The sequence below is a fragment of the Polynucleobacter sp. UB-Piko-W3 genome, assembly GCF_018881635.1.
Taxonomy (GTDB): Bacteria; Pseudomonadota; Gammaproteobacteria; order Burkholderiales; family Burkholderiaceae; genus Polynucleobacter.
This window is the reverse complement of record NZ_JACVPY010000002.1, coordinates 519,545-538,029: the sequence shown is the minus strand read 5'-3', so window position 1 is coordinate 538,029 and position 18,485 is coordinate 519,545. Positions and strand designations below refer to the sequence as shown.

Genomic DNA, 18,485 nt, shown 5'->3' with positions numbered 1-18,485 from the left:
ATATGATGATCCTTCACACTATGCTGCGCGTCGGCGATTTGAATCGTTCGATTGAGTTCTACACCAAAGTTTTGGGTATGAATTTACTTCGCACTACCGAACGTCCTTCTCAGAAATATTCCCTAGCCTTTGTTGCCTTTGGTAAAGGCAATGCCGATGGCCAAGCTGAGATTGAGCTCACCTATAACCACGGAGTCTCTTCTTACGACTTGGGTACTGCTTATGGGCATATTGCCATTGGCGTTCCTCATGCTTATGCCGCTTGCGAGAAGATTAAAGCAGCAGGTGGTAATGTCACCCGCGAGGCTGGTCCTGTAGCTGGTGGTGACACCATCATTGCCTTTGTAACCGATCCCGATGGTTACAAGATAGAACTTATCCAGCGTTAATGGCAACAGAACCGGAGCAATACCAGCTAGAAATTATTGACAGTATTGCCAAGATCCCTGCATCTGAGTGGAACAAGCTTTTACCTGGAGATGCAGGCCCTTTTTTAAATCACGCATTCTTATCGGCTCTTGAAGAAACCGGATGTGTGGGTGGCAGGACTGGTTGGCAGGTTGCCCATCTTGGTTTAAAAGATCAAGATACATTGGTCGGGGCAATACCTCTCTATTTAAAGCAACATTCTTACGGAGAGTTTGTCTTTGATTGGTCATGGGCTCAAGCTTATGAACAACAGGGTATGAACTATTACCCAAAAGCACTTTGCGCCATTCCCTTTACCCCCGTTCAAGGCGCTCGCATCCTGTGCTCCCCTGAGAAAAATACATCCGAGATTTACTCGAACATCATTGCGGGGCTCAAATCACTATTGGTAGCGAATCATCTCTCGTCTGCGCATATCCTTTTTCCATTAGCCTCTGAAGTTCAGGCGTTTGAGGATCAAGGGTTTATGTTGCGTGACTCGGTGCAGTTTCACTGGCATAACCAAGTATTCCAAAGTTTTGAGCATTTTTTAGCCGCCCTTACGATGAAGCGTCGTAAAAATATTCGGCGTGAACGAGAGCATGTCTCTAGAGAGCAGATTAACTTCAGACACGTTCCTGGAAAATTGTCGACCGACCAAGACTGGGAATTCTTTTACCGCTGCTATCAAAATACTTATGTAGAGCATCTATCTAACCCCTACTTAAATGAAGCCTTTTTTAAGTTGTGGGCACAGCGTATGCCAGACAATTTACATCTCATCATCGCCCAGCGTGATCAAACTCCTATTGCGGCTTCACTACTAGTCGTTGATAAAGATTCCTCTAAGGCCTATGGAAGATATTGGGGTGCAATAGAACATATCCCTTGCCTACACTTTGAAACAGCCTATTACCAAGCTATTGAATACTGCATTCAAGAAGGTATTCAAACTTTTGAAGGCGGAGCCCAAGGCGAACACAAAATGGCGCGGGGCTTTTTACCAACTACCATTCAATCAGCCCATTACATCGTAGACCCTAAGTTTGCTAAGGCTGTTAAACACTTTCTGGAACGTGAGCAAGCGGGTATTGGCGCTTACGTAGATGAGCTTGGCGAGCATAGCCCGCTGAAATCGACTAAAGTACAGCTATGAATTCAGATAGCAATCCACAAACCCAAGACGGCTCATATTCACTCTCTACTGGAGATGATGAATCTGACTCTCCTTGTATCGGGGTCTGCACCACGCTTTACGATGAGATTTGCCAAGGCTGTGGTCGCACATTGAGCGAAGTCAGTAATTGGGTTTTTCTCTCTGACGAAGAAAAGGCCTCGGTGTGGAAGCGCGTTCGTGAAGACGGCACTGCGATGCGTTTTCAGAGGCAAGCAAAAGAAAATAAGCCTGCGTAATCTCTACACAGGCTTATTGCTGATCAATTGAATCTTTAACCAGCCAATGCTTGGCTCCGTAAATACTCTTCGTAAGTACCTGAGTAATCTACAACCGTACCATCCATCTTCACTTCTAAGATGCGATTAGCTAGTGCGGACACAAATTCGCGGTCATGAGATACAAATAACAGGGTGCCATCGAATTTCTCTAAGGCAATTTGCAAACTTTCAATGGATTCCATATCCATATGGTTAGTTGGCTCATCCATTGCAAGAACGTTATATTTTTGGAGCATGAGCTTGCCCCAAATCATTCTGCCCTTTTCACCGCCAGATAGAACTTTGACAGATTTGCCGATGTCATCGCCAGAGAACAATAAACGCCCAAGGGTGCCACGAATCACCTGGTCGTCATCACCGGTGTTACGCCACCAATTCATCCAGTCCATGAGTAATTCGTCTTTGGCGAACATCTCGGTATTGTCCTGAGGCATGACGCCAACCTTAGCATTCTCAGCCCACTTCACATCACCACTATCTACAGCAATACCCTCAAAACGTTTACTTAAAATTGAATTCAATAGCGTTGTTTTACCAGCACCGTTCTGACCAATGATGGCAATCTTTTCACCCGCACGAACGCCGAGCTTAAAGTTTTTAAAAATTACGCGGTCATAGGTTTTGGTCAACCCATTGCACTCTACTGCCATATTGTGCAATTTTTTCTCAGTATCGAAACGAATGAATGGGTTTTGACGTGAAGAAGGTTTTACTTCAACAATCTCAATTTTTTCTAACTGGCGCTGACGTGAGGTAGCCTGGCGAGCCTTGGAAGCATTAGCAGAGAAGCGGGCCACGAAAGCCTGTAATTCAGCAATTTTTTCTTTCGCTTTGACGTTAGAACTAAGCTGCTGTGTTCGCGCTTGCACAGAAGCAAGCATGTAGGAGTCATAGTTACCTGGATAGACCTTGAGAGTACCAAAGTCCATATCAGCCATATGCGTACAGACTTCATTAAGAAAATGGCGATCATGAGAAATGATGACGATGGTGCTCTTAATATCATTGAGAATATCTTCGAGCCAATGAATCGAGTGAATATCTAAGTTGTTGGTTGGCTCATCTAGAAGAAGTACATCCGGATCAGAGAACAATGCTTGCGCTAGCAATACGCGCAATTTCCAGCCAGGGGCGACGTTACTCATCGGACCATTGTGTTGCTCAATCGGAATGCCAATACCTAACAACAACTCACCTGCTTTTGCTTCAGCGGTATAACCACCGTACTCAGCATACTTACCTTCAAGCTCGGCAGCCTTCATGTAATCTTCATCGGTCGCATCTGGATTGGCGTAAATCGCATCACGTTCAGCGGCGGCCTTCCACATCTCTTCGTGGCCCATCATCACCACATCGAGAACGCGCACATCTTCATAAGCAAACTGATCTTGGCGCAATTTACCCAAGCGAACTCCTGGATCTAAGCTGACGTTACCGCTAGTGGGCTCAAGTTCGCCACCTAGAATTTTCATGAAAGTGGATTTACCGCAACCGTTTGCGCCGATGAGGCCGTAACGGTTACCGCCGCCAAACTTCACGGAAATATTTTCAAACAGGGGTTTTGCCCCAAACTGCATAGTGATATTAGATGCGGACAACACGGATAGTTTCTAGCTTTCTGAAATTCAATTCAACAGATACCCTCAGATTGGGGGCAAAGACCGTTATTTTAACGGGTTCAGGATACAAATGTCTAAATTAGACTTTGACCTTAAATGGGGTGAAATTCGTATGAATGTCGTAATGGTCCTCATTTTCCTTGCGCTTGAGAAAATTCACCACCCAATAGGTTAAGGGGGTAGCTAGGACCTCCCAAGAAGTTTTCAGGACATATTGAGCTAGTGCCACTTGAATAATCTCATGTGTAGGCCAGATGCCATAAAACGCCAGCATATAGAAAAAGGAGGAGTCAACGAGCTCTCCTACTGCCGTACTACCAATAGTGCGCGTCCATAGAAAGCGCCCTTTAGTCCAAATTTTCATTTTGGCTAATACGTAACCGTTAGTCAGACTACCGCACCAAAAAGAAAACATCGAAGCTAGGGCAATACGCCAGGAGTTGCCGAAAACCGTTTCTAAGCCCTGTTGATAGTTCGCCATGTATGTGCCGGGAGCAACAGGTAGCGCAATCACAATTTGGGCCATCACGGCAGCAAAGGCTAAAGCCGCAAAGCCCGCCCAAACTGCACGGCGGTCATAGGCATATCCATACACCTCAGTAAAGATGTCCCCAAAGAAATAGGCAATCGGGAAAAATAAAATTCCAGCACCAAAAGTCACTTCACCAAAGTGAGGAAGATCAATCACGGCCGCTTTTCCTGCTCCAATAAAGTTCGAGCAGAGCAAGACCACCACAAAGGCCGCCAAAAGCAGGTCGTAATAGCGATGGTGTCGTCTAGGTGAGTCCATAAGCCTGGAAAAAGGGATAATAGAAACAAGAATAGCCCGATTCCTGAAACTTCGCAGGAAGTTAGGACACAAACAATAGGATGATTAAGTAATGAGTAAAGCGAGCTTTAATTGGATAGACCCCCTCCTCCTCGATACACAATTGAGCGAAGAGGAGCGCATGATTCGTGATGCAGCTGCTGAGTATGCTCAAGGGCGTCTCATGCCACGTATTCATGACGCCTTTCGCAACGAAACAACCGATGCGTCAATCTTTCGCGAAATGGGTGAATTAGGTCTTCTGGGCATCACTATTCCGGAGGAATACGGCGGCGCTAACTTAAATTATGTTTCTTACGGTCTGATTGCTCGCGAGATCGAGCGTGTGGATTCTGGTTACCGCTCAATGATGAGCGTGCAGTCATCCTTGGTCATGGTGCCGATTAATGAATTTGGTAGCGAAGCACAAAAACAAAAGTATCTGCCTAAATTAGCCACCGGCGAATGGATTGGCTGCTTTGGATTAACTGAACCTAACTATGGCTCTGATGCTGGCGGTATGATTACCCGCGCTAAGAAAGTCCCTGGAGGATTTTCTTTAACGGGATCTAAGATGTGGATCTCCAACTCCCCAATTGCCGATGTATTCGTAGTGTGGGCAAAAAATGATGAGGGCATCATTCGCGGCTTCATCCTTGAAAAAGGTATGAAGGGCTTAAGCGCTCCCAAGATCAGCGGCAAGATGGGTTTACGCGCTTCCATTACTGGTGAGATCGTGATGGATGAAGTGTTTGTGCCAGCCGAAAATGAATTCCCGGAAGTCAGTGGCCTAAAAGGTCCATTTACCTGCTTAAACTCAGCTCGTTACGGCATCTCTTGGGGCACTCTAGGTGCGGCAGAATGGTGTTGGCATGCCGCTCGCCAATACACTCTAGATCGCAAGCAGTTTGATAGACCTCTTGCTGCTAATCAATTGATTCAGAAAAAATTAGCAGACATGCAAACTGAAATCACCTTAGCTCTTCAAGGCTGCTTACGCTTAGGTCGTATGAAAGACGAAGGTATTGCCGCCCCAGAAATTACCTCCATCATGAAACGCAACTCCTGCGGCAAGTCTTTAGATATTGCTCGCATGGCACGCGATATGCACGGTGGTAATGGCATCTCAGATGAGTATGGCGTGATTCGTCATATGCTCAATCTTGAGGTAGTGAACACCTATGAAGGCACACACGATATTCATGCACTCATTTTGGGTCGTGCGCAAACGGGTATTCAGGCGTTTAGCTGATTAGCTAGGAGCCCATCTTTGCCACGATGGCCTTTGCAGCTTGAGCAAAGGCCTCATCGCTATCATTTTCGAGTTGCACAAAATTCCCCATCTTGTACTGAGGAAAATTTCTGATAATCGATGATTGGTAGGAAGGGTCATAGTGTTTAACCAACAACTCTTCAACCAGCTCTGGAAAGTTACCCGCGTCAATCGCTTCATTCCATTTGGCGATTTGGACTTTGCCATAGTGAGCAGTCAGCAAGGCTAGCTTATCTTTGAAGTTGTCTGTGCCCGTGAGAAAGTGATGGTACTCACGAATTAACCAAGAAACCCGTGTCTGCGTGCTTGATCTCAACTCAATACAAGTGCCATTGCGGATCTTTTCCATTAAGACATCTGGAATGTGAAGCCCTCCGACCTTCTTACTCTCTGACTCAACAAAGACAGCTTGTGATGGATCTAATTTGCGTAGCGCATTCCAAAGGGCTGTTTCAAAACCTTTTTGCGAGGGCTGATCGATATTGGGCTCATTACCCAAGACAGAGCCACGATGAATCGCTAAACCTTCTAAGTCTAGGATCTGTGCGCCAAGGGAGCCAATTTCTTGCAGCACCCTGGTCTTACCGCTACCGGTCATGCCGCAGATTACCTGGAAGGTGAAAGCATTTGCGGCCTGGTCAAGAGCGTCAATCACGGTTCGCCTAAAGCCTTGATAACCACTTTCTAGTTGCATAGCTTTCCAGCCTATGCGATTCAGAATATGGGTAAAGGCTCCGCTGCGCTCACCACCACGCCAGCAATAGATAAGTGGTCGCCATTCACGCGGCAATTCTAATAAATGATTTTCAATATGCTCTGCAATATTTTTAGATACCATAGCAGCGCCCAGCTTCTTGGCCGCAAATGGAGAAACCTGCTTATATAGAGTTCCAATTTGTGCGCGCTCATCATTACTGAGTACCGGAAAATTAACAGCCCCAGGAATATGATCTAAAGCAAACTCCGCTGGCGATCTCACATCAATCACAAGATCAAAGCTGTCTAACTCAGAAAGAAATTGATCCAGCTTAAGAATATGAGGATTACTAGATTGCATACCTTGTGCTAGTTCAGCTAACTGAAATCAGTTAGCTTACTTGCAAGGCGAGGTGATACAAATTGGTAGAGCGAGCACCAGAGCGGCAAAATGCCAAGATGGGACCAGGCAGAGTTTTTAGGAGGCGGGCCATTTCTTGTACTTCTGCTGGCGTGAACGCACCTGGAACCACTGGTAGATAAACATAATTCAGACCAAGCTTTTCTGCTTCTGCCGCAATAGATGCGTTAGTTGGCTGATGAGGGCCCTCTTCGCCATCAGGACGATTGTTAATGACGCTTTTATAGCCCTGCTTGGCAATTTCGGCCAAATGACTGGGATCAATTTGACCAAGCGTACCAAATTGAGCGTTATGGCAAGTAATAGGAAGACTCATGAAACCCTCTACATTGAATAAATATGCAATAGGGTTAATTCTAAATCAGGCTTGCTCAGAGGCTGGGTTTACTTCTATGGCCGACAAAGAAGCGCTCGCAGATCTCCATACCAGCCAACATGGCAGCCACAAAAACAAAGGCCTTGAGATGGCCTGCCCCAAGAGCAACTAGGGCTGGGCCAGGACAAAAGCCTGCAATCCCCCAGCCCGCCCCAAAGATCAGGCTGCCAATCAGCAAAGGCTTAGTGATATCCCTCCTCGTTGGAATATGAAGGGCTCCACCAAAAAAGGCCTGACTTCTCTTGCTAACAACATAAAAGCCGGCAAGACCAATCAGCACTGCACCCATCATGACAAATGCGAGCGATGGATCCCAATTTCCCGCTAAATCTAAAAATCCCAAAATCTTTTGTGGATTGCTCATACCAGAGATGATTAAGCCCGATCCAAAAAGTACACCAATCGCATACTGACTAAGAAGGCCAAAATAGTGTTTCATCTTAGCCACCTATCAAATGGCGGATGACAAATACCATGACAAAACCAGCACACATAAAAGCGAGTGTCGCAACTAATGAGCGGGGTGATAAACGAGACAAGCCACAAATGCCATGGCCACTAGTACAGCCCGAACCATATTGCGCGCCAAAGCCAACCAAAAGACCGGCAATCACAATCACTAACCAACTAGCGGCAATCACAATCACTGGAATGATGCCAAAAAATAATGCCGCTAAAAATGGAGCCGAGATTAAACCAAACACCAAGCTCAGGCGCCAAGCAGAGTCGGTCAATGTAGGATGAAGTAATCCAGAAATGATCCCACTGATACCCAGTATGCGGCCATGCAAAAGAACATAGAGTGCTGCAGCGATACCGAGAATCATTCCACCCAGTAAAGACGGAATGGGCGTGAAAGAAAGCCAGTCAATTTCCATTAATGGACATCCAGTCTATTGATCATTAACTGCAAGGATTTGGAGCAAGACGAAATTGCAAATAGCGCATTCCTAAATAGGCACCAAGAATAAATCCAGGTAAGGCCAAAAAGGATCCGAGGGCTAAAGTAGAGATACCACTTAATCCCTGCCCTACTGTACAGCCTAATGCTGTAACTCCACCAAAGCCCATCAAAGCTGCGCCAACAAGATGATTTGCCGTATCTTCAGTATTACGAAATGACTCCCAGCGGAAAGTTTTACTTGCAATAGCAATGAGAGCTGATCCCAAGATCATCCCAAGGACGGCAACAATACCGACTGTGAGAACTTTAGATGTATCGCTATACATCATGAGCCAATCCAAGGAATAAGCATAAGGGGCAACAAAAGATAGACTTTCCATACGCCCAGAATTGGTCACTAAAAATACCTCTTCTAAGGTGTTAGGGTCTTCAGCAACGTAACCCAAATTACCCGATACCCACCACACTGCAGTGATCGCTAAACCAACACCAATTCCTGCGATCAGGTTTTCGGCAGTCCAAAAAGCTTTACTCACTAGAGCGTAAATAATAAATACAGAACCGATAACCAGTCCCAAGACAAGATGCAGATTAGTACGGGCGATACCTAAAGGACCACTCAGAAGACTTGGCAAGTCTTGCGGGGTACTAAAAGCAATAAAGATCGTATCGAGTGTGTTGGTACGTATCACTCCCAGAAAACCACGCATTGTCATATAAGCAAATAAACCCAAGACCATAAATACAATGATGGACTTTAAATTACCGCCGCCAATACGAACTAAGGTTTTGCTACCGCATCCTGAGGCTAGAACCATGCCAAAGCCAAACACAACGCTGCCCACAATGGTCGAAAGCCATAGGAATCTATTGCCGGTATAAAAACTTTTTAAAGGATCGATGAGCCCTAGATAAGACATCAATGAAAATCCAATAATGGCGATGCCAACTGCTAGGAACCACTGCTTTAAACGATCCCAGCTAGACATGATGAAGATGTCAGAGACAGCACCCATGCTGCAAAAGCCCGTTTTTTGCATCAAGGCACCAAGCAAAAAAGTAATAGCAAAAGTACCCCAAAGGACTGACCTACCAAGAGAATTAATATCTACGACATCCATAGCGACAATATTTTAAAAAATTAAGGTTTGAATTTATAAAACTGTTGATTGAGATAAGCTACAACATCAGCCTCATCTTCGGGAAAAAGATCTAGACGGAGCTCGCTATTACATAAGCCCACCATTCTTTTTAAATTAGCCAATGACTTCACCTTGCTATCACTGCGCGTGTAGATCATGTCGCCATTGCCAAAGCCAGATTTCTTAGCGTGGCAGGCATAGCACTTTTGCTGATCAATGGTCTTACCATTTGCTAGATCAGGAGCAGCGATCACTGGCGCACTCATGAGCACACTCAAGGTAATTGCAGAAAGATAGCGAAGAAGAATCATTTTCATTACAAATCAAGGATTTAGCATTAATCTCCTATTTTAAGGCCCAATGGCCAAAATTGCCCTACTCGGCCTGGATAGACAGGTAGACGTTATAGGCATTCATCCGGTTGGCAGCCCGAAATAGTGGCATTCCTTCATATTCTGACCAATCCGCTTGTTTATAGGCATCCTCAAAGGGATCCATATTGATAGCAGCCGCAGACATCGATTCCCGCAGATATTTAAGGTAATTTCTGGTGAAGGCAATATCTTCAGAGGGCTTAACGGAATAATTCCCATGCCCAGGAATGACGATATTGGGATTGAATTTTTCAATCTCATCTAAACCCTTAAGCCAACCTTTGCTATCAGCATTACCAACAAAAGGAATGCGCCCCCTAAATACGAGATCTCCAGCAAACAGGACTTTTTCTGATGGTACGTAAACCATTAAGTCTTCTGGTGCGTGAGCAGGCCCTACTCGACTAATGAAAAAATCCACCCCACCAATCGACAGTTTCAATTTTTGATCAATCCAAACGTCTGCCGAAATGAGATTCGTATTGGTATTGACCCAGGGCGAAAAATCGATGCGTGAGGCAATCAAGCGTTGCTTAGCTGTTTCCGAGGAAAGATAGTTTCTACCTTCACCTTGAGCATAAATCTTCGCACCAATCTTTTTAAATTCTTGCAATCCATAGATGTGATCCGCATGGTAGTGACTCACAATCACCGCGACAACTTTTTGTGGGGTGATTTTTTTAATTTCAGAAATTAATTTTTGCGCAAGGATGGGTGATCCCAGTGCATCAAAAACTACAACACCAGCAGGAGTGACTACAAAGCCAGCATTCGAAATGAAATTTTGATTAGTACTACTACCCATTTCCGCAAAGCCTTGGATGAAATACGTGTGAGGCGCAACTTGAACAGGCTTTAATTGAATGCTATCGACAGGTTTAGCATTTTGCCCATAGGCACTGCCAAAAAAGATAAGGGATCCCGTGAGGATCCCTGCTACCTTCTTGATCAAACGAATATTCATTAGTCCACTAATTATGGTTTGATGTAAGCAAACCCATCTTTGTATTGTAGGTCAGCAACACGCACTACTCCGGATGGAGTGAAATCTGCATCCAGAGTGAATTGATCCTTTTTGAGATTACGATTTTTTAGCGTAATCTCACAAACCTCAAACTTTACGCCACGAGATTTGAGAGCTCCTACTAATGGCGCATATTCCACATTATTTTTTTTATCCTTAGCCCCCTCCATGAGAAGATCCACTCCATTGGCATGGGTCACAACAATTATGGTGGTTTGGGGAGAAACATCTAAGTGATTACGAATATTGCGCAATCCTTTCAAGCCCTGAGTTTCAGCATCATCAATGTGATAAACCACTTTAGTAGAGCCTGAAGATTGGGCGCTGACAAGTGATGCAATGCCAATGGCAAGAGTTGCTGCAAAAATAAACTGGATAATTTTTCTCATTACTAAAACCTTTACGAATTAATTAAATGGAAGCCATGCCTGGGTTCTTGCTAAGGCCCTTGATAACTGGCTCATTCAGCTTGACGGCTTTTACCACCTTAACGTCTCTTAAATGCCTCTCCATAACATCCCAAATTGCTTCGCCACCAAGACTCTTAGCCTCTTCACTAACCGGTGCCCAGCCGGCAACCTTGTAAGTTTTACTTGCTTCAATTGCTTTACCATTGAGGCGCATATCGGTAATACGTTTGCCAGCAGTCTGGACTGGATCAATGGTGTATTGCATACCACCTACACGCACCATATCCCCACCCTGTTGATAATATGGATCAGGATTGAATAAATTGTCTGCCACATCTTCTAAGATGGTTTTAATCGTTTCACCAGTCATATTGGTGACCGTGGTGTATGGATAAGTAATCGCTGTTTGATCCAAAAGGTTCTCTCGGGTGATCGCCTGCCCTGGCAAAAGACTGGTACCCCAGCGGAATCCCGGTGAGAAAGCAATCTCAGCATTTTTCTGCGCCATCAAACCATCAAGGATAAGTTGATCGAAGCTGCCATTGAAGTTACCACGACGATATAAAAGTCCTTCGGTAGTTGCCAGCTTCTCATTGAGCTTTACCTCATACGGGGCTCTGATTTTCGTAATTAACTTACTCATAGTTGGATCGGCAGGGATCATGTTTGAGAAGATCGGGAAAAGCTTGTAACGGAAATCTATTGGCTTGCCACCCTTCACATCAAAATCCAACACACCTAAAAACTTACTATTAGATCCAGCATTGGTAACTAGTGTTATACCGCCAGCATTCTTCACCTTCACCGGAATAGGCACACCATCATGGGTATGCCCACCCAAGATGGCATCCAAACCACGAACACGGGAGGCCATCTTCAAATCCACATCCATACCGTTATGAGACAAAAGCACAACTACCTTTGCCCCCTTTGATCTAACCTCATCAATGGTCTTTTGCATATTCTCTTCCTGAATACCAAAGGTCCAATCAGGAGTGAAATAGCGAGGATTTGCAATCGGTGTGTATGGGAAGGCTTGGCCAATGATGGCTACTTGAATGCCATTTTGAACTTTCATGACATAAGGGTTAAATACCATATCACCAAAGTCTGCTGTCTTGATATTTTGTGCAATGAAAGAAATCTTGCCCTTGAAGTCTCCATTCACAATTTCCATTACGCGCTTCTCACCTAGCGTCATCTCCCAGTGGGCCGTCATCACGTCAACACCCAATGCGAGAGCGGCATCCACCATATCTTGGCCATTGGTCCATAACGCCGTACCAGAGCCTTGCCAAGTATCACCACCGTCAAGCAAGAGCGCTCCAGGGCGATTGGCTTTCATTTGTTTAATGAGGGTAGCCATATGCGCAAAGCCGCCCATCTTGCCGTAGTTCTGAGCCGCTGCTACATAGTCCAAATAAGTAAATGCGTGCGCATCACGAGAGCCAGCAGCAATACCATTGGCTTTTAGTAAATATTCGCCAACCAAGTGTGGAGTCTTGCCCTCTTGGCCGCCAATACCGAGGTTTACATTCGGTTCGCGAAAGTAAATGGGCAATAACTGGGCGTGACAATCTGTGTAATGCAAGAAATGCACATTACCGAACTTCGGTAAGTCATAAAACTTTTGTGCCGTACTTTGCGCATTAGCAAAGTTAGATTGCAAACTCATTCCGCCAGCCGAAGCAATCGCCAAGGCTTGCAAAAAATCACGACGACTCAAAGACATATCTACCCCTTTATGAAAACAGGCCTGTCGGCCTGTTTTTTATATTTTTTTATCTCTTTTGCTTCTTCACTTACTGATTCACTGGAGAGGCGGGATCCAGCAATAAAGCCATCACATCCTGCATTTGCTGCTCTGTTAAGAGCTTGAAGTGTGCAAACCGTGGCATATTGCTGCAAGCGTTATAGGCCTTGGAGTTATTAATACGATTCCAGGTATAGGTAATAACGTCTTGTGAAGAACCACGTAACTTGCCATAGTTCCAAAGTGTTGGGCCAATCGTTCCATAAGAAATCTCTTTCTTATCGATTTGGTGACAGTTGTAGCAACCGCCGCCAACTGGAGCATCCGCTTTATCAGTCCACGTAGCGCCACGACCACTTTGCGCAATTGCCTCGCCCTTCTTCCAATCACCGATATATTTACCATCAGAGGGCTGCTTAATGCTGTCCATATTGATTTTCTGAATTTTCTCGCGCATCTTTTCACCCTGCTTGCTATTAGCAAACATAGGATCAGAACAAAACTTTTGGGTTGCATCCTGATCAATACGATCTAAGCCAGCAATACCTTCAGCTTTAAAACCATCCTTAATCATCTTATTAAACTTAGGATCGTTTGCTTGTTGAGCAATTGCAGATCCTTGCATTGCAATTGCTACTAACGTAAAGCTGCCAATAGCTAAGAGGGATTTCATGTTTTTCATATTCATATTCTCTGTCTCTTATCCATTAACGCTTTAAACCAGGGGTTTCAACAGTACCGCCATTGGCATTTTTTGACATATACATAGACAAAGCCACAGTCAGATCAGAGCCATATATTGGGAATGGGAAGCGCTGCTGACGATAGCAATCGTTTAAGCGCTGTTGCATTGTCCAGAACTGTCCACTTGAGACACGATATGCTGGCCAATATCCCCAACCCAAAGCTGCACCTTTTTGGGTGGTGATATTTGGTAAATCCTGCAAACGAATCCGCTTGCCATCTTCAGCGTGGCAAGAGGCGCATGAGAAATCCATTGGTCCGCCCTGGAAAAAGAATGCACGCTTACCAAGCTCATACATTTCTTTTTCTTTAGGATGATTTGTGCTTACCTTAATTTTGTCGCCTTTAGATAAAGTGACTACGTAAGCAACAATCGCTTCCATATCCTTCTTAGGGCCCTTCTGAAAAGGAGCATCAATCATTTCTTGAGGGTCACGGCCTTGCAGCTTTTGCATGCAAGTCATCAAGCGGGACTCGAGATCTTGAACTTTATTAGTGTCCTTAAAGTAGCGTGGTAACTGTGCTGCCGCACCTTTGACAACTCCAGGCCCCAAACCCAAATCGCACTTCTCAAGAGTTGCATTTTTCGGGCCGGCAGGTTTTTTCCAAAGCTCTTCACCTGCAGCCTCGTAGAGTTCGGATGGGTTTCCATCTGCAATCATCTCGCGATACTTCGCAATATCGTCCGTTGCATTTTGGGCATAGGTCGTTGATGAAATTGACAACATTGTTGCCAATATTCCTAAGGCTAAGCCTAAGGTGAATTTACGCTGCATTTGTTACCCTTTCAAAACCATCGAGGCGGTGAAAATTACTGGCATTAAGAAGCGGTCGCTTCGTCGGTGCGTTTGTCACCTTTACTATCTACCCAGCTAACAACAATCTTATCCCCTTTAGCACCTTTGTATTTGAAGTTCAAAAATGGATCCTTAGAAACTGCAGGACCAAATTGACCATTCAATACATCTTTGCCATTGGCTTTGACATTGATTGTGCTGATGAACCATGCAGGAATAGTTTTGCCAGCAGCGTCCTTACGCTGACCAGATTCCATATCGTGCTTCATCAAAATTTTTACATCCACAATTCCACCATTCTCAGCAGCTCTAACGCGCATCGGATCAGCCATGTTTTCCTCTTGTAATCTAGTAATTAATTAATGGTATTTGCTTGGGCCTGGGGTCATTAACCGCCACAACCACCCAAAGTAACTTTTACTTCCTTCACTGCCATGCTCCACTTGCCATCGGCTTTTACCAAGCCATATACGTTAGAGGTTTGACCCATCTTGATACGAGAAGTAACAAATGGTTCTGTGCCAGCAGGAATAAAAAATTGTGCCGCTAAAGAGCTTGGGTTTTTCTCAACCAAAATAGCCATCTGCTCTGCTTTAAGAGTGGTTGTAATTCCAACAGGAACTACTGCTCCGTTCTCTGCAATATCAGGAGCATTTAAAGTAATAGCGCCTGATTTGTCTGGGCTACCAGCACCCAAGATTTTGAATACCTCATCAAGGCTCTTGCCTTCAAAAGCGGCTTTATTCCACTCTTGAGCTTGGGCTACGCTGATAAGACCCGCAGAAGCCATCAAGCCGAAAACGGCTGAATATTTCAATAAACTGCGTCGCTGCTGATTCATAAAAACTCCTTTAATAATCTACTCATAGCATCAAATATAGTGGTATTTCAAAAAACCTCATTAAAACTATTGTCCAGTCAGCATCCAGCGAACAAGAATCGTCCTATCCTCATCAGATAATTGAGGCTGTGGTGGCATCGGAATGGCACCCCACACCCCTGAACCTCCATTTTTAACCTTAGCCATCAGCTTTTCTTGACCCCCGCCTTGGCCTTGATATTTCGCTGCAATAGCAGCAATGGATGGTCCAACTAACTTCGCATTCGGTGCATGACATGCTGAGCAGTTTTGGCTCTTAAATAATGCAGCAGGACTCTTAGTGGTGGCAACAGGGGTATCAGCAGCATGTGCTAAGCCCTCGCCCGTTGCACCTGGCAACTTGGCAATTGGTGGCTTAGTCGTATCTGATCCTCGGTATGGGCCATAGAGGCGATTTTGCTCTGCAATATTGCCATGGGCATTTCTGGCGAAATCAGGCAATTCAGACCCTATTTGCACAAACTTGACGCAATTATTCATGCAGGCCTGTGCGTTGATATCGGGCTTACCGTTCACACTCCAAAAGCCGTGATTTAGAGACATGCCGTTACGATTAGGCATCTTTTTTTGAACGTCAGCGATATTGGTGTTACTCAAGACAAAATCATCAGGAATGATTTCACCCAAGCTCAAAATAAATGCAACCAGAGCATACGTATCATCCGGAGTTAATGATCTTGGAGCATTCCAAGGCATTGCGCGATAGATGTAATCCCACAAAGTAGAAACCGTGGGAACTTTCATTAAGGTTGTACGTTGAGGTTGCTTGCGATCACCTAAAGAAGCAACTTTGCCAGTCTTCACATCATCGATAGTGGTGCCACCCGCGATTGGAGTAAAGATCTCGTTTGACTCGCCAAATACCCCGTGACAACTGGCGCACTTCGCTTCCCAGATCACCTGACCTTGCGCAACAGATCCAGAGCCCTTTGGTAGACCTTTAAAGTCGGGGCGTACATCAATATCCCAAGCAATTACCTCCGCAGGGGTGGCATTGCGCCCAATACCAGGAAACTTAGTGGGGCCTTGAATGCTTTGTGCGATTTGCGCATAAGTCAGTTGAGCAGAAAATACTGCCAAACTTAAAAGTGCCAGGCGAGCAAATAATTTATCCAACTTGAACATTGCTCACCTCGCCATTTGAATCTAACTTCCAAGACTGAATTGCATTGTTGTGATAAATCGAGCGATTACCACGAACATCCCGCAGCATCTTGATTGATGGTTGCACATAACCGGTGTCATCCATTGCTCTGGATTGTAAAATTGCTGGTGATCCGTCCCAAATCCAATCAATATTAAAGCGGGTAATCGATTTTGTGAGAACCGGTGTCTCTAAGCGCGCTGTACGCCAGTTATTGCCACCATCAAACGAAACATCAACACGCTTGACCTTGCCGCGTCCTGACCAAGCCATACCACTGACATTATAAAAACCTTTATCTAGTAATTGCTGACCGCCTGATGGCGTAGTAATAACAGATTTGCATTCTTGAATCGATGTGTATTGACGGTGCATCCCATTTGGCATGAGATCAATGTAGTGAACTGCTTCATCTTTTGCATTCCATGGCATATCACCCACTTCAAGGCGACGCAACCACTTCACCCAGCTGACACCCTGCACACCAGGCACTACGAGGCGTAATGGGAAGCCATTTTCAGGACGGAGCATCTCACCATTCATACCCCAAGCAACAATAGTATCGTCCAAGCAGCTCTCTAAATTAATTGTGCGCGTCATCCCTGAGCCATCGCCACCTTCAGCAAGCAAAAGCTTGCCTTTTTTTAGATCAGCGCCGCACTCCTCAAGCAATACCTTGAGTGGTACACCAGTAAATTCGCAACAAGACAACATGCCATGGGTGTATTGCACAGTTGGCACAGCAACGTTACCCCACTCTAAGCCAGTATTAGCGCCGCACTCAATAAAGTGTGTACGTGAAACTGATGGCAGCCTCATTAAGTCATTCATCGTAAAGACGCGGGCATTCTTCACCATGCCATTCACCATCAAACGATGCGTTTCAGGATTGAGGTTGTACCAACCCTGGTGATGGCGCTCGAAATGTAAACCGCTTGGAGTAATCGTTCCGAATAAACCTTGTAGAGGCGTAAAGGCAACTGAAGATGCAGCTACACGGGTTAAGCCAGGTGATTCACGACGGATCAAATTGGCTTCATAAATCGATGGCATCCCATATGGCATGGTGGCTACGTTCTTACCCAAAGTGGTCTGCCATTCTTGCTTTTCTAGAATGGCTGAGTCACCTTCACCTGCGGCAAATGCCATTGGGGCAGCCAAGCCAGCGGCGGCACCACTTAGGGCAGAAAAGAATCCTTTGCGCAAAAAGCCGCGACGGGTTTCATCAAGACCGTTGGCATTGATATCACTAATCAACTCCTGAGATATGAAATGCTCTGGTGCTTTCACCAGTCGGGCTCTATTAGCAGGCTTCTCAACCGCTGAGATATCCTGAGCAATTAATTCAATTTGCTTCTTAGTCATTTGACCTCTAATGAAAAATTATTACTCATTAATGAATACTTTCAGCAATCTTTGCGCAGACAGTCTGGCACATCTCTACTGTTGCATTATCTGCAATGGAGCAATACACCGTGACACCCTCTTTACGTCTAAGTAATATTCCTGCTTTATGCAATGCTTGTAGGTGCCGAGATACGTTAGCCTGACTTGTGCCACACATTTCTAGAACTTCGGATACCGATTTCTCCCCGGAGCAAACGGCATACATGATGCGCAAACGGGCTGGCTCTGAAAGAACAGTGAAATACTCTGCTACTTTAAAAAAAACCTTCTCCATCTGCTTTGGAGACAAATTCTTTGTGGCTTTTTGAACTTTAGCTTGCATGGTCTCTATTAATATGAATATATGCGTATATAAGCATATTTAATATCATTCTGAGCCAAGCTCCTATAGTGAAATACCCTAAGACTTCTAAAGCTACAATCCATTGATGGATATGGATGCCATTCTTCTCTCTTTAAAGCTTGCCTTGTGGACTCTGGCCCTGATTCTGCCATTTGGAATCTGGGTTGCCCATAGGCTGCAAAAGGCGGGCAAAAGCAAATCCTGGATTGAGGCTGCCTTAGCTCTACCCCTTGTGCTACCCCCCACCGTGTTGGGTTATTACCTATTGGTAGGACTGAGTAGCAAAAGCTTTTTGGGTATACCGCTGGTATTTTCATTCACCGGCATTCTGATTGCCTCCCTCATTGTCAATTTGCCATTTGCCATACAGCCAATACAGCGTGCATTTGAAGCGATCAACCCAGAAATTATTGAGGCCGCCCAAGTAAGCGGGCTTTCTCATTGGCAAATTTTTCGCTTAATTGAGTTGCCATTAGCTTGGCGTGGCATCACTAGCGCAGCCGTTCT

The 18,485-nt window shown here is 45.1% G+C and carries 23 protein-coding genes; 5 read left to right on the top strand and 18 right to left on the bottom strand.

All coding sequences use genetic code 11. The annotated features are described in order from the left end of the window. Positions 1-2 precede the first annotated feature (2 nt). Genes gloA through ICN31_RS03030 form a run of 3 tightly spaced genes read left to right on the top strand, consistent with a single transcriptional unit; the run spans position 3 to position 1,821 of the window. Positions 3-389 carry a lactoylglutathione lyase gene (gloA, locus tag ICN31_RS03040; protein WP_216258454.1) on the top strand — a complete coding sequence of 129 codons (387 nt, stop codon included), beginning with the start codon at positions 3-5 and terminating at the stop codon, positions 387-389. Then, positions 389-1,564, top strand: a complete 1,176-nt coding sequence (locus ICN31_RS03035) for a GNAT family N-acetyltransferase (RefSeq protein WP_216258452.1) — start codon at positions 389-391, stop codon at positions 1,562-1,564. Before gloA ends, ICN31_RS03035 begins: the two co-directional genes overlap by 1 nt. Next, positions 1,561-1,821, top strand: coding sequence for a DUF1289 domain-containing protein (locus tag ICN31_RS03030; protein WP_216258450.1), 261 nt, complete (start codon positions 1,561-1,563; stop codon positions 1,819-1,821). Before ICN31_RS03035 ends, ICN31_RS03030 begins: the two co-directional genes overlap by 4 nt. 35 nt (positions 1,822-1,856) lie before the next feature. Here the strand turns inward: ICN31_RS03030 and ICN31_RS03025 are convergent, their stop codons facing one another. Together ICN31_RS03025 and ICN31_RS03020 are read right to left on the bottom strand one after the other, a co-directional pair. After that, the gene (locus ICN31_RS03025; protein WP_216258448.1) at positions 1,857-3,464 is read right to left on the bottom strand and encodes an ABC-F family ATPase; all 1,608 of its coding nucleotides are present in this window, start codon (positions 3,462-3,464) and stop codon (positions 1,857-1,859) included. Between the two features lie 97 nt (positions 3,465-3,561). After that, on the bottom strand, positions 3,562-4,272 hold the full coding sequence (locus ICN31_RS03020; RefSeq protein ID WP_216258446.1) for a queuosine precursor transporter: 711 nt from the start codon (positions 4,270-4,272) through the stop codon (positions 3,562-3,564). Positions 4,273-4,363: 91 nt separating this feature from the next. On the opposite strand from ICN31_RS03020, the gene ICN31_RS03015 reads away from it, so the two are divergent. Continuing rightward, positions 4,364-5,542, top strand: coding sequence for an acyl-CoA dehydrogenase (locus tag ICN31_RS03015; RefSeq protein WP_216258444.1), 1,179 nt, complete (start codon positions 4,364-4,366; stop codon positions 5,540-5,542). 4 nt (positions 5,543-5,546) lie between these two features. Here ICN31_RS03015 and mnmH read toward each other — a convergent pair whose 3' ends face one another. From mnmH to ICN31_RS02935, 16 genes are all read right to left on the bottom strand, one after another. Continuing rightward, positions 5,547-6,620, bottom strand: a complete 1,074-nt coding sequence (gene mnmH / locus ICN31_RS03010) for a tRNA 2-selenouridine(34) synthase MnmH (RefSeq protein WP_216258442.1) — start codon at positions 6,618-6,620, stop codon at positions 5,547-5,549. Positions 6,621-6,651: 31 nt separating this feature from the next. Continuing rightward, positions 6,652-6,996 carry a TIGR01244 family sulfur transferase gene (locus ICN31_RS03005; protein ID WP_216258441.1) on the bottom strand — a complete coding sequence of 115 codons (345 nt, stop codon included), beginning with the start codon at positions 6,994-6,996 and terminating at the stop codon, positions 6,652-6,654. Between the two features lie 55 nt (positions 6,997-7,051). Beyond that, the gene (locus ICN31_RS03000; RefSeq protein WP_216258439.1) at positions 7,052-7,495 is read right to left on the bottom strand and encodes a YeeE/YedE family protein; all 444 of its coding nucleotides are present in this window, start codon (positions 7,493-7,495) and stop codon (positions 7,052-7,054) included. 1 nt (position 7,496) lies between these two features. Next, positions 7,497-7,934 carry a YeeE/YedE family protein gene (locus tag ICN31_RS02995; RefSeq protein ID WP_216258436.1) on the bottom strand — a complete coding sequence of 146 codons (438 nt, stop codon included), beginning with the start codon at positions 7,932-7,934 and terminating at the stop codon, positions 7,497-7,499. 25 nt (positions 7,935-7,959) lie between these two features. After that, positions 7,960-9,081, bottom strand: a complete 1,122-nt coding sequence (locus tag ICN31_RS02990) for a YeeE/YedE family protein (protein ID WP_216258434.1) — start codon at positions 9,079-9,081, stop codon at positions 7,960-7,962. 20 nt (positions 9,082-9,101) lie between these two features. Beyond that, entirely contained in the window at positions 9,102-9,419 is a 318-nt protein-coding gene (locus tag ICN31_RS02985) for a hypothetical protein (protein WP_255530895.1), read from the bottom strand. A 58-nt stretch (positions 9,420-9,477) separates the two neighbouring features. Then, positions 9,478-10,440, bottom strand: a complete 963-nt coding sequence (locus ICN31_RS02980; protein WP_216258432.1) for an MBL fold metallo-hydrolase — start codon at positions 10,438-10,440, stop codon at positions 9,478-9,480. A gap of 11 nt (positions 10,441-10,451) precedes the next feature. Next, the gene (locus ICN31_RS02975; RefSeq protein ID WP_216258430.1) at positions 10,452-10,889 is read right to left on the bottom strand and encodes a DsrE family protein; all 438 of its coding nucleotides are present in this window, start codon (positions 10,887-10,889) and stop codon (positions 10,452-10,454) included. 22 nt (positions 10,890-10,911) lie between these two features. After that, entirely contained in the window at positions 10,912-12,642 is a 1,731-nt protein-coding gene (gene soxB, locus ICN31_RS02970) for a thiosulfohydrolase SoxB (protein WP_255530894.1), read from the bottom strand. A 70-nt stretch (positions 12,643-12,712) separates the two neighbouring features. After that, positions 12,713-13,351 (bottom strand): sulfur oxidation c-type cytochrome SoxX, encoded by a 639-nt coding sequence (soxX, locus tag ICN31_RS02965; protein WP_216258428.1) that lies wholly within the window; start codon positions 13,349-13,351, stop codon positions 12,713-12,715. Positions 13,352-13,370: 19 nt separating this feature from the next. Further along, positions 13,371-14,183: a sulfur oxidation c-type cytochrome SoxA gene (gene soxA / locus ICN31_RS02960; RefSeq protein ID WP_216258426.1), complete on the bottom strand. Its 813-nt coding sequence runs from the start codon at positions 14,181-14,183 to the stop codon at positions 13,371-13,373. A gap of 44 nt (positions 14,184-14,227) precedes the next feature. Next, positions 14,228-14,536: a thiosulfate oxidation carrier complex protein SoxZ gene (gene soxZ, locus ICN31_RS02955; protein WP_087909856.1), complete on the bottom strand. Its 309-nt coding sequence runs from the start codon at positions 14,534-14,536 to the stop codon at positions 14,228-14,230. Positions 14,537-14,592: 56 nt separating this feature from the next. Further along, complete coding sequence (gene soxY, locus ICN31_RS02950; RefSeq protein WP_088526221.1) at positions 14,593-15,045, bottom strand: thiosulfate oxidation carrier protein SoxY; 453 nt, start codon at positions 15,043-15,045, stop codon at positions 14,593-14,595. A gap of 66 nt (positions 15,046-15,111) precedes the next feature. Continuing rightward, a complete protein-coding gene (locus tag ICN31_RS02945) occupies positions 15,112-16,209 on the bottom strand; it encodes a c-type cytochrome (protein WP_216258424.1) in 1,098 nt (365 codons plus the stop codon). Next, on the bottom strand, positions 16,193-17,593 hold the full coding sequence (soxC, locus tag ICN31_RS02940) for a sulfite dehydrogenase (RefSeq protein ID WP_216258422.1): 1,401 nt from the start codon (positions 17,591-17,593) through the stop codon (positions 16,193-16,195). Before soxC ends, ICN31_RS02945 begins: the two co-directional genes overlap by 17 nt. 28 nt (positions 17,594-17,621) lie before the next feature. Continuing rightward, positions 17,622-17,957, bottom strand: a complete 336-nt coding sequence (locus ICN31_RS02935) for a metalloregulator ArsR/SmtB family transcription factor (protein WP_216258419.1) — start codon at positions 17,955-17,957, stop codon at positions 17,622-17,624. Between the two features lie 112 nt (positions 17,958-18,069). On the opposite strand from ICN31_RS02935, the gene ICN31_RS02930 reads away from it, so the two are divergent. Then, on the top strand, positions 18,070-18,485 hold a 416-nt coding region (locus tag ICN31_RS02930), incomplete at its 3' end, for a molybdenum ABC transporter permease (RefSeq protein WP_255530893.1).

Bases quoted from the DNA above. Each gene is read 5' to 3' on its own strand.
- ICN31_RS02935 (WP_216258419.1), bottom strand. From the start codon at position 17,957: ATGCAAGCTAAAGTTCAAAAAGCCACAAAGAATTTGTCTCCAAAGCAG.
- soxB (WP_255530894.1), bottom strand. From the start codon at position 12,642: ATGTCTTTGAGTCGTCGTGATTTTTTGCAAGCCTTGGCGATTGCTTCG.
- soxC (WP_216258422.1), bottom strand. From the start codon at position 17,593: ATGACTAAGAAGCAAATTGAATTAATTGCTCAGGATATCTCAGCGGTT.
- ICN31_RS02945 (WP_216258424.1), bottom strand. From the start codon at position 16,209: ATGTTCAAGTTGGATAAATTATTTGCTCGCCTGGCACTTTTAAGTTTG.
- ICN31_RS02995 (WP_216258436.1), bottom strand. From the start codon at position 7,934: ATGGAAATTGACTGGCTTTCTTTCACGCCCATTCCGTCTTTACTGGGT.
- mnmH (WP_216258442.1), bottom strand. From the start codon at position 6,620: ATGCAATCTAGTAATCCTCATATTCTTAAGCTGGATCAATTTCTTTCT.
- ICN31_RS02985 (WP_255530895.1), bottom strand. From the start codon at position 9,419: ATGAAAATGATTCTTCTTCGCTATCTTTCTGCAATTACCTTGAGTGTG.
- soxY (WP_088526221.1), bottom strand. From the start codon at position 15,045: ATGAATCAGCAGCGACGCAGTTTATTGAAATATTCAGCCGTTTTCGGC.
- ICN31_RS03020 (WP_216258446.1), bottom strand. From the start codon at position 4,272: ATGGACTCACCTAGACGACACCATCGCTATTACGACCTGCTTTTGGCG.
- soxZ (WP_087909856.1), bottom strand. From the start codon at position 14,536: ATGGCTGATCCGATGCGCGTTAGAGCTGCTGAGAATGGTGGAATTGTG.
- ICN31_RS02980 (WP_216258432.1), bottom strand. From the start codon at position 10,440: ATGAATATTCGTTTGATCAAGAAGGTAGCAGGGATCCTCACGGGATCC.
- ICN31_RS03015 (WP_216258444.1), top strand. From the start codon at position 4,364: ATGAGTAAAGCGAGCTTTAATTGGATAGACCCCCTCCTCCTCGATACA.
- ICN31_RS03035 (WP_216258452.1), top strand. From the start codon at position 389: ATGGCAACAGAACCGGAGCAATACCAGCTAGAAATTATTGACAGTATT.
- ICN31_RS03000 (WP_216258439.1), bottom strand. From the start codon at position 7,495: ATGAAACACTATTTTGGCCTTCTTAGTCAGTATGCGATTGGTGTACTT.
- ICN31_RS03030 (WP_216258450.1), top strand. From the start codon at position 1,561: ATGAATTCAGATAGCAATCCACAAACCCAAGACGGCTCATATTCACTC.
- soxX (WP_216258428.1), bottom strand. From the start codon at position 13,351: ATGAATATGAAAAACATGAAATCCCTCTTAGCTATTGGCAGCTTTACG.
- ICN31_RS03005 (WP_216258441.1), bottom strand. From the start codon at position 6,996: ATGAGTCTTCCTATTACTTGCCATAACGCTCAATTTGGTACGCTTGGT.
- ICN31_RS02975 (WP_216258430.1), bottom strand. From the start codon at position 10,889: ATGAGAAAAATTATCCAGTTTATTTTTGCAGCAACTCTTGCCATTGGC.
- gloA (WP_216258454.1), top strand. From the start codon at position 3: ATGATGATCCTTCACACTATGCTGCGCGTCGGCGATTTGAATCGTTCG.
- ICN31_RS02990 (WP_216258434.1), bottom strand. From the start codon at position 9,081: ATGGATGTCGTAGATATTAATTCTCTTGGTAGGTCAGTCCTTTGGGGT.
- soxA (WP_216258426.1), bottom strand. From the start codon at position 14,183: ATGCAGCGTAAATTCACCTTAGGCTTAGCCTTAGGAATATTGGCAACA.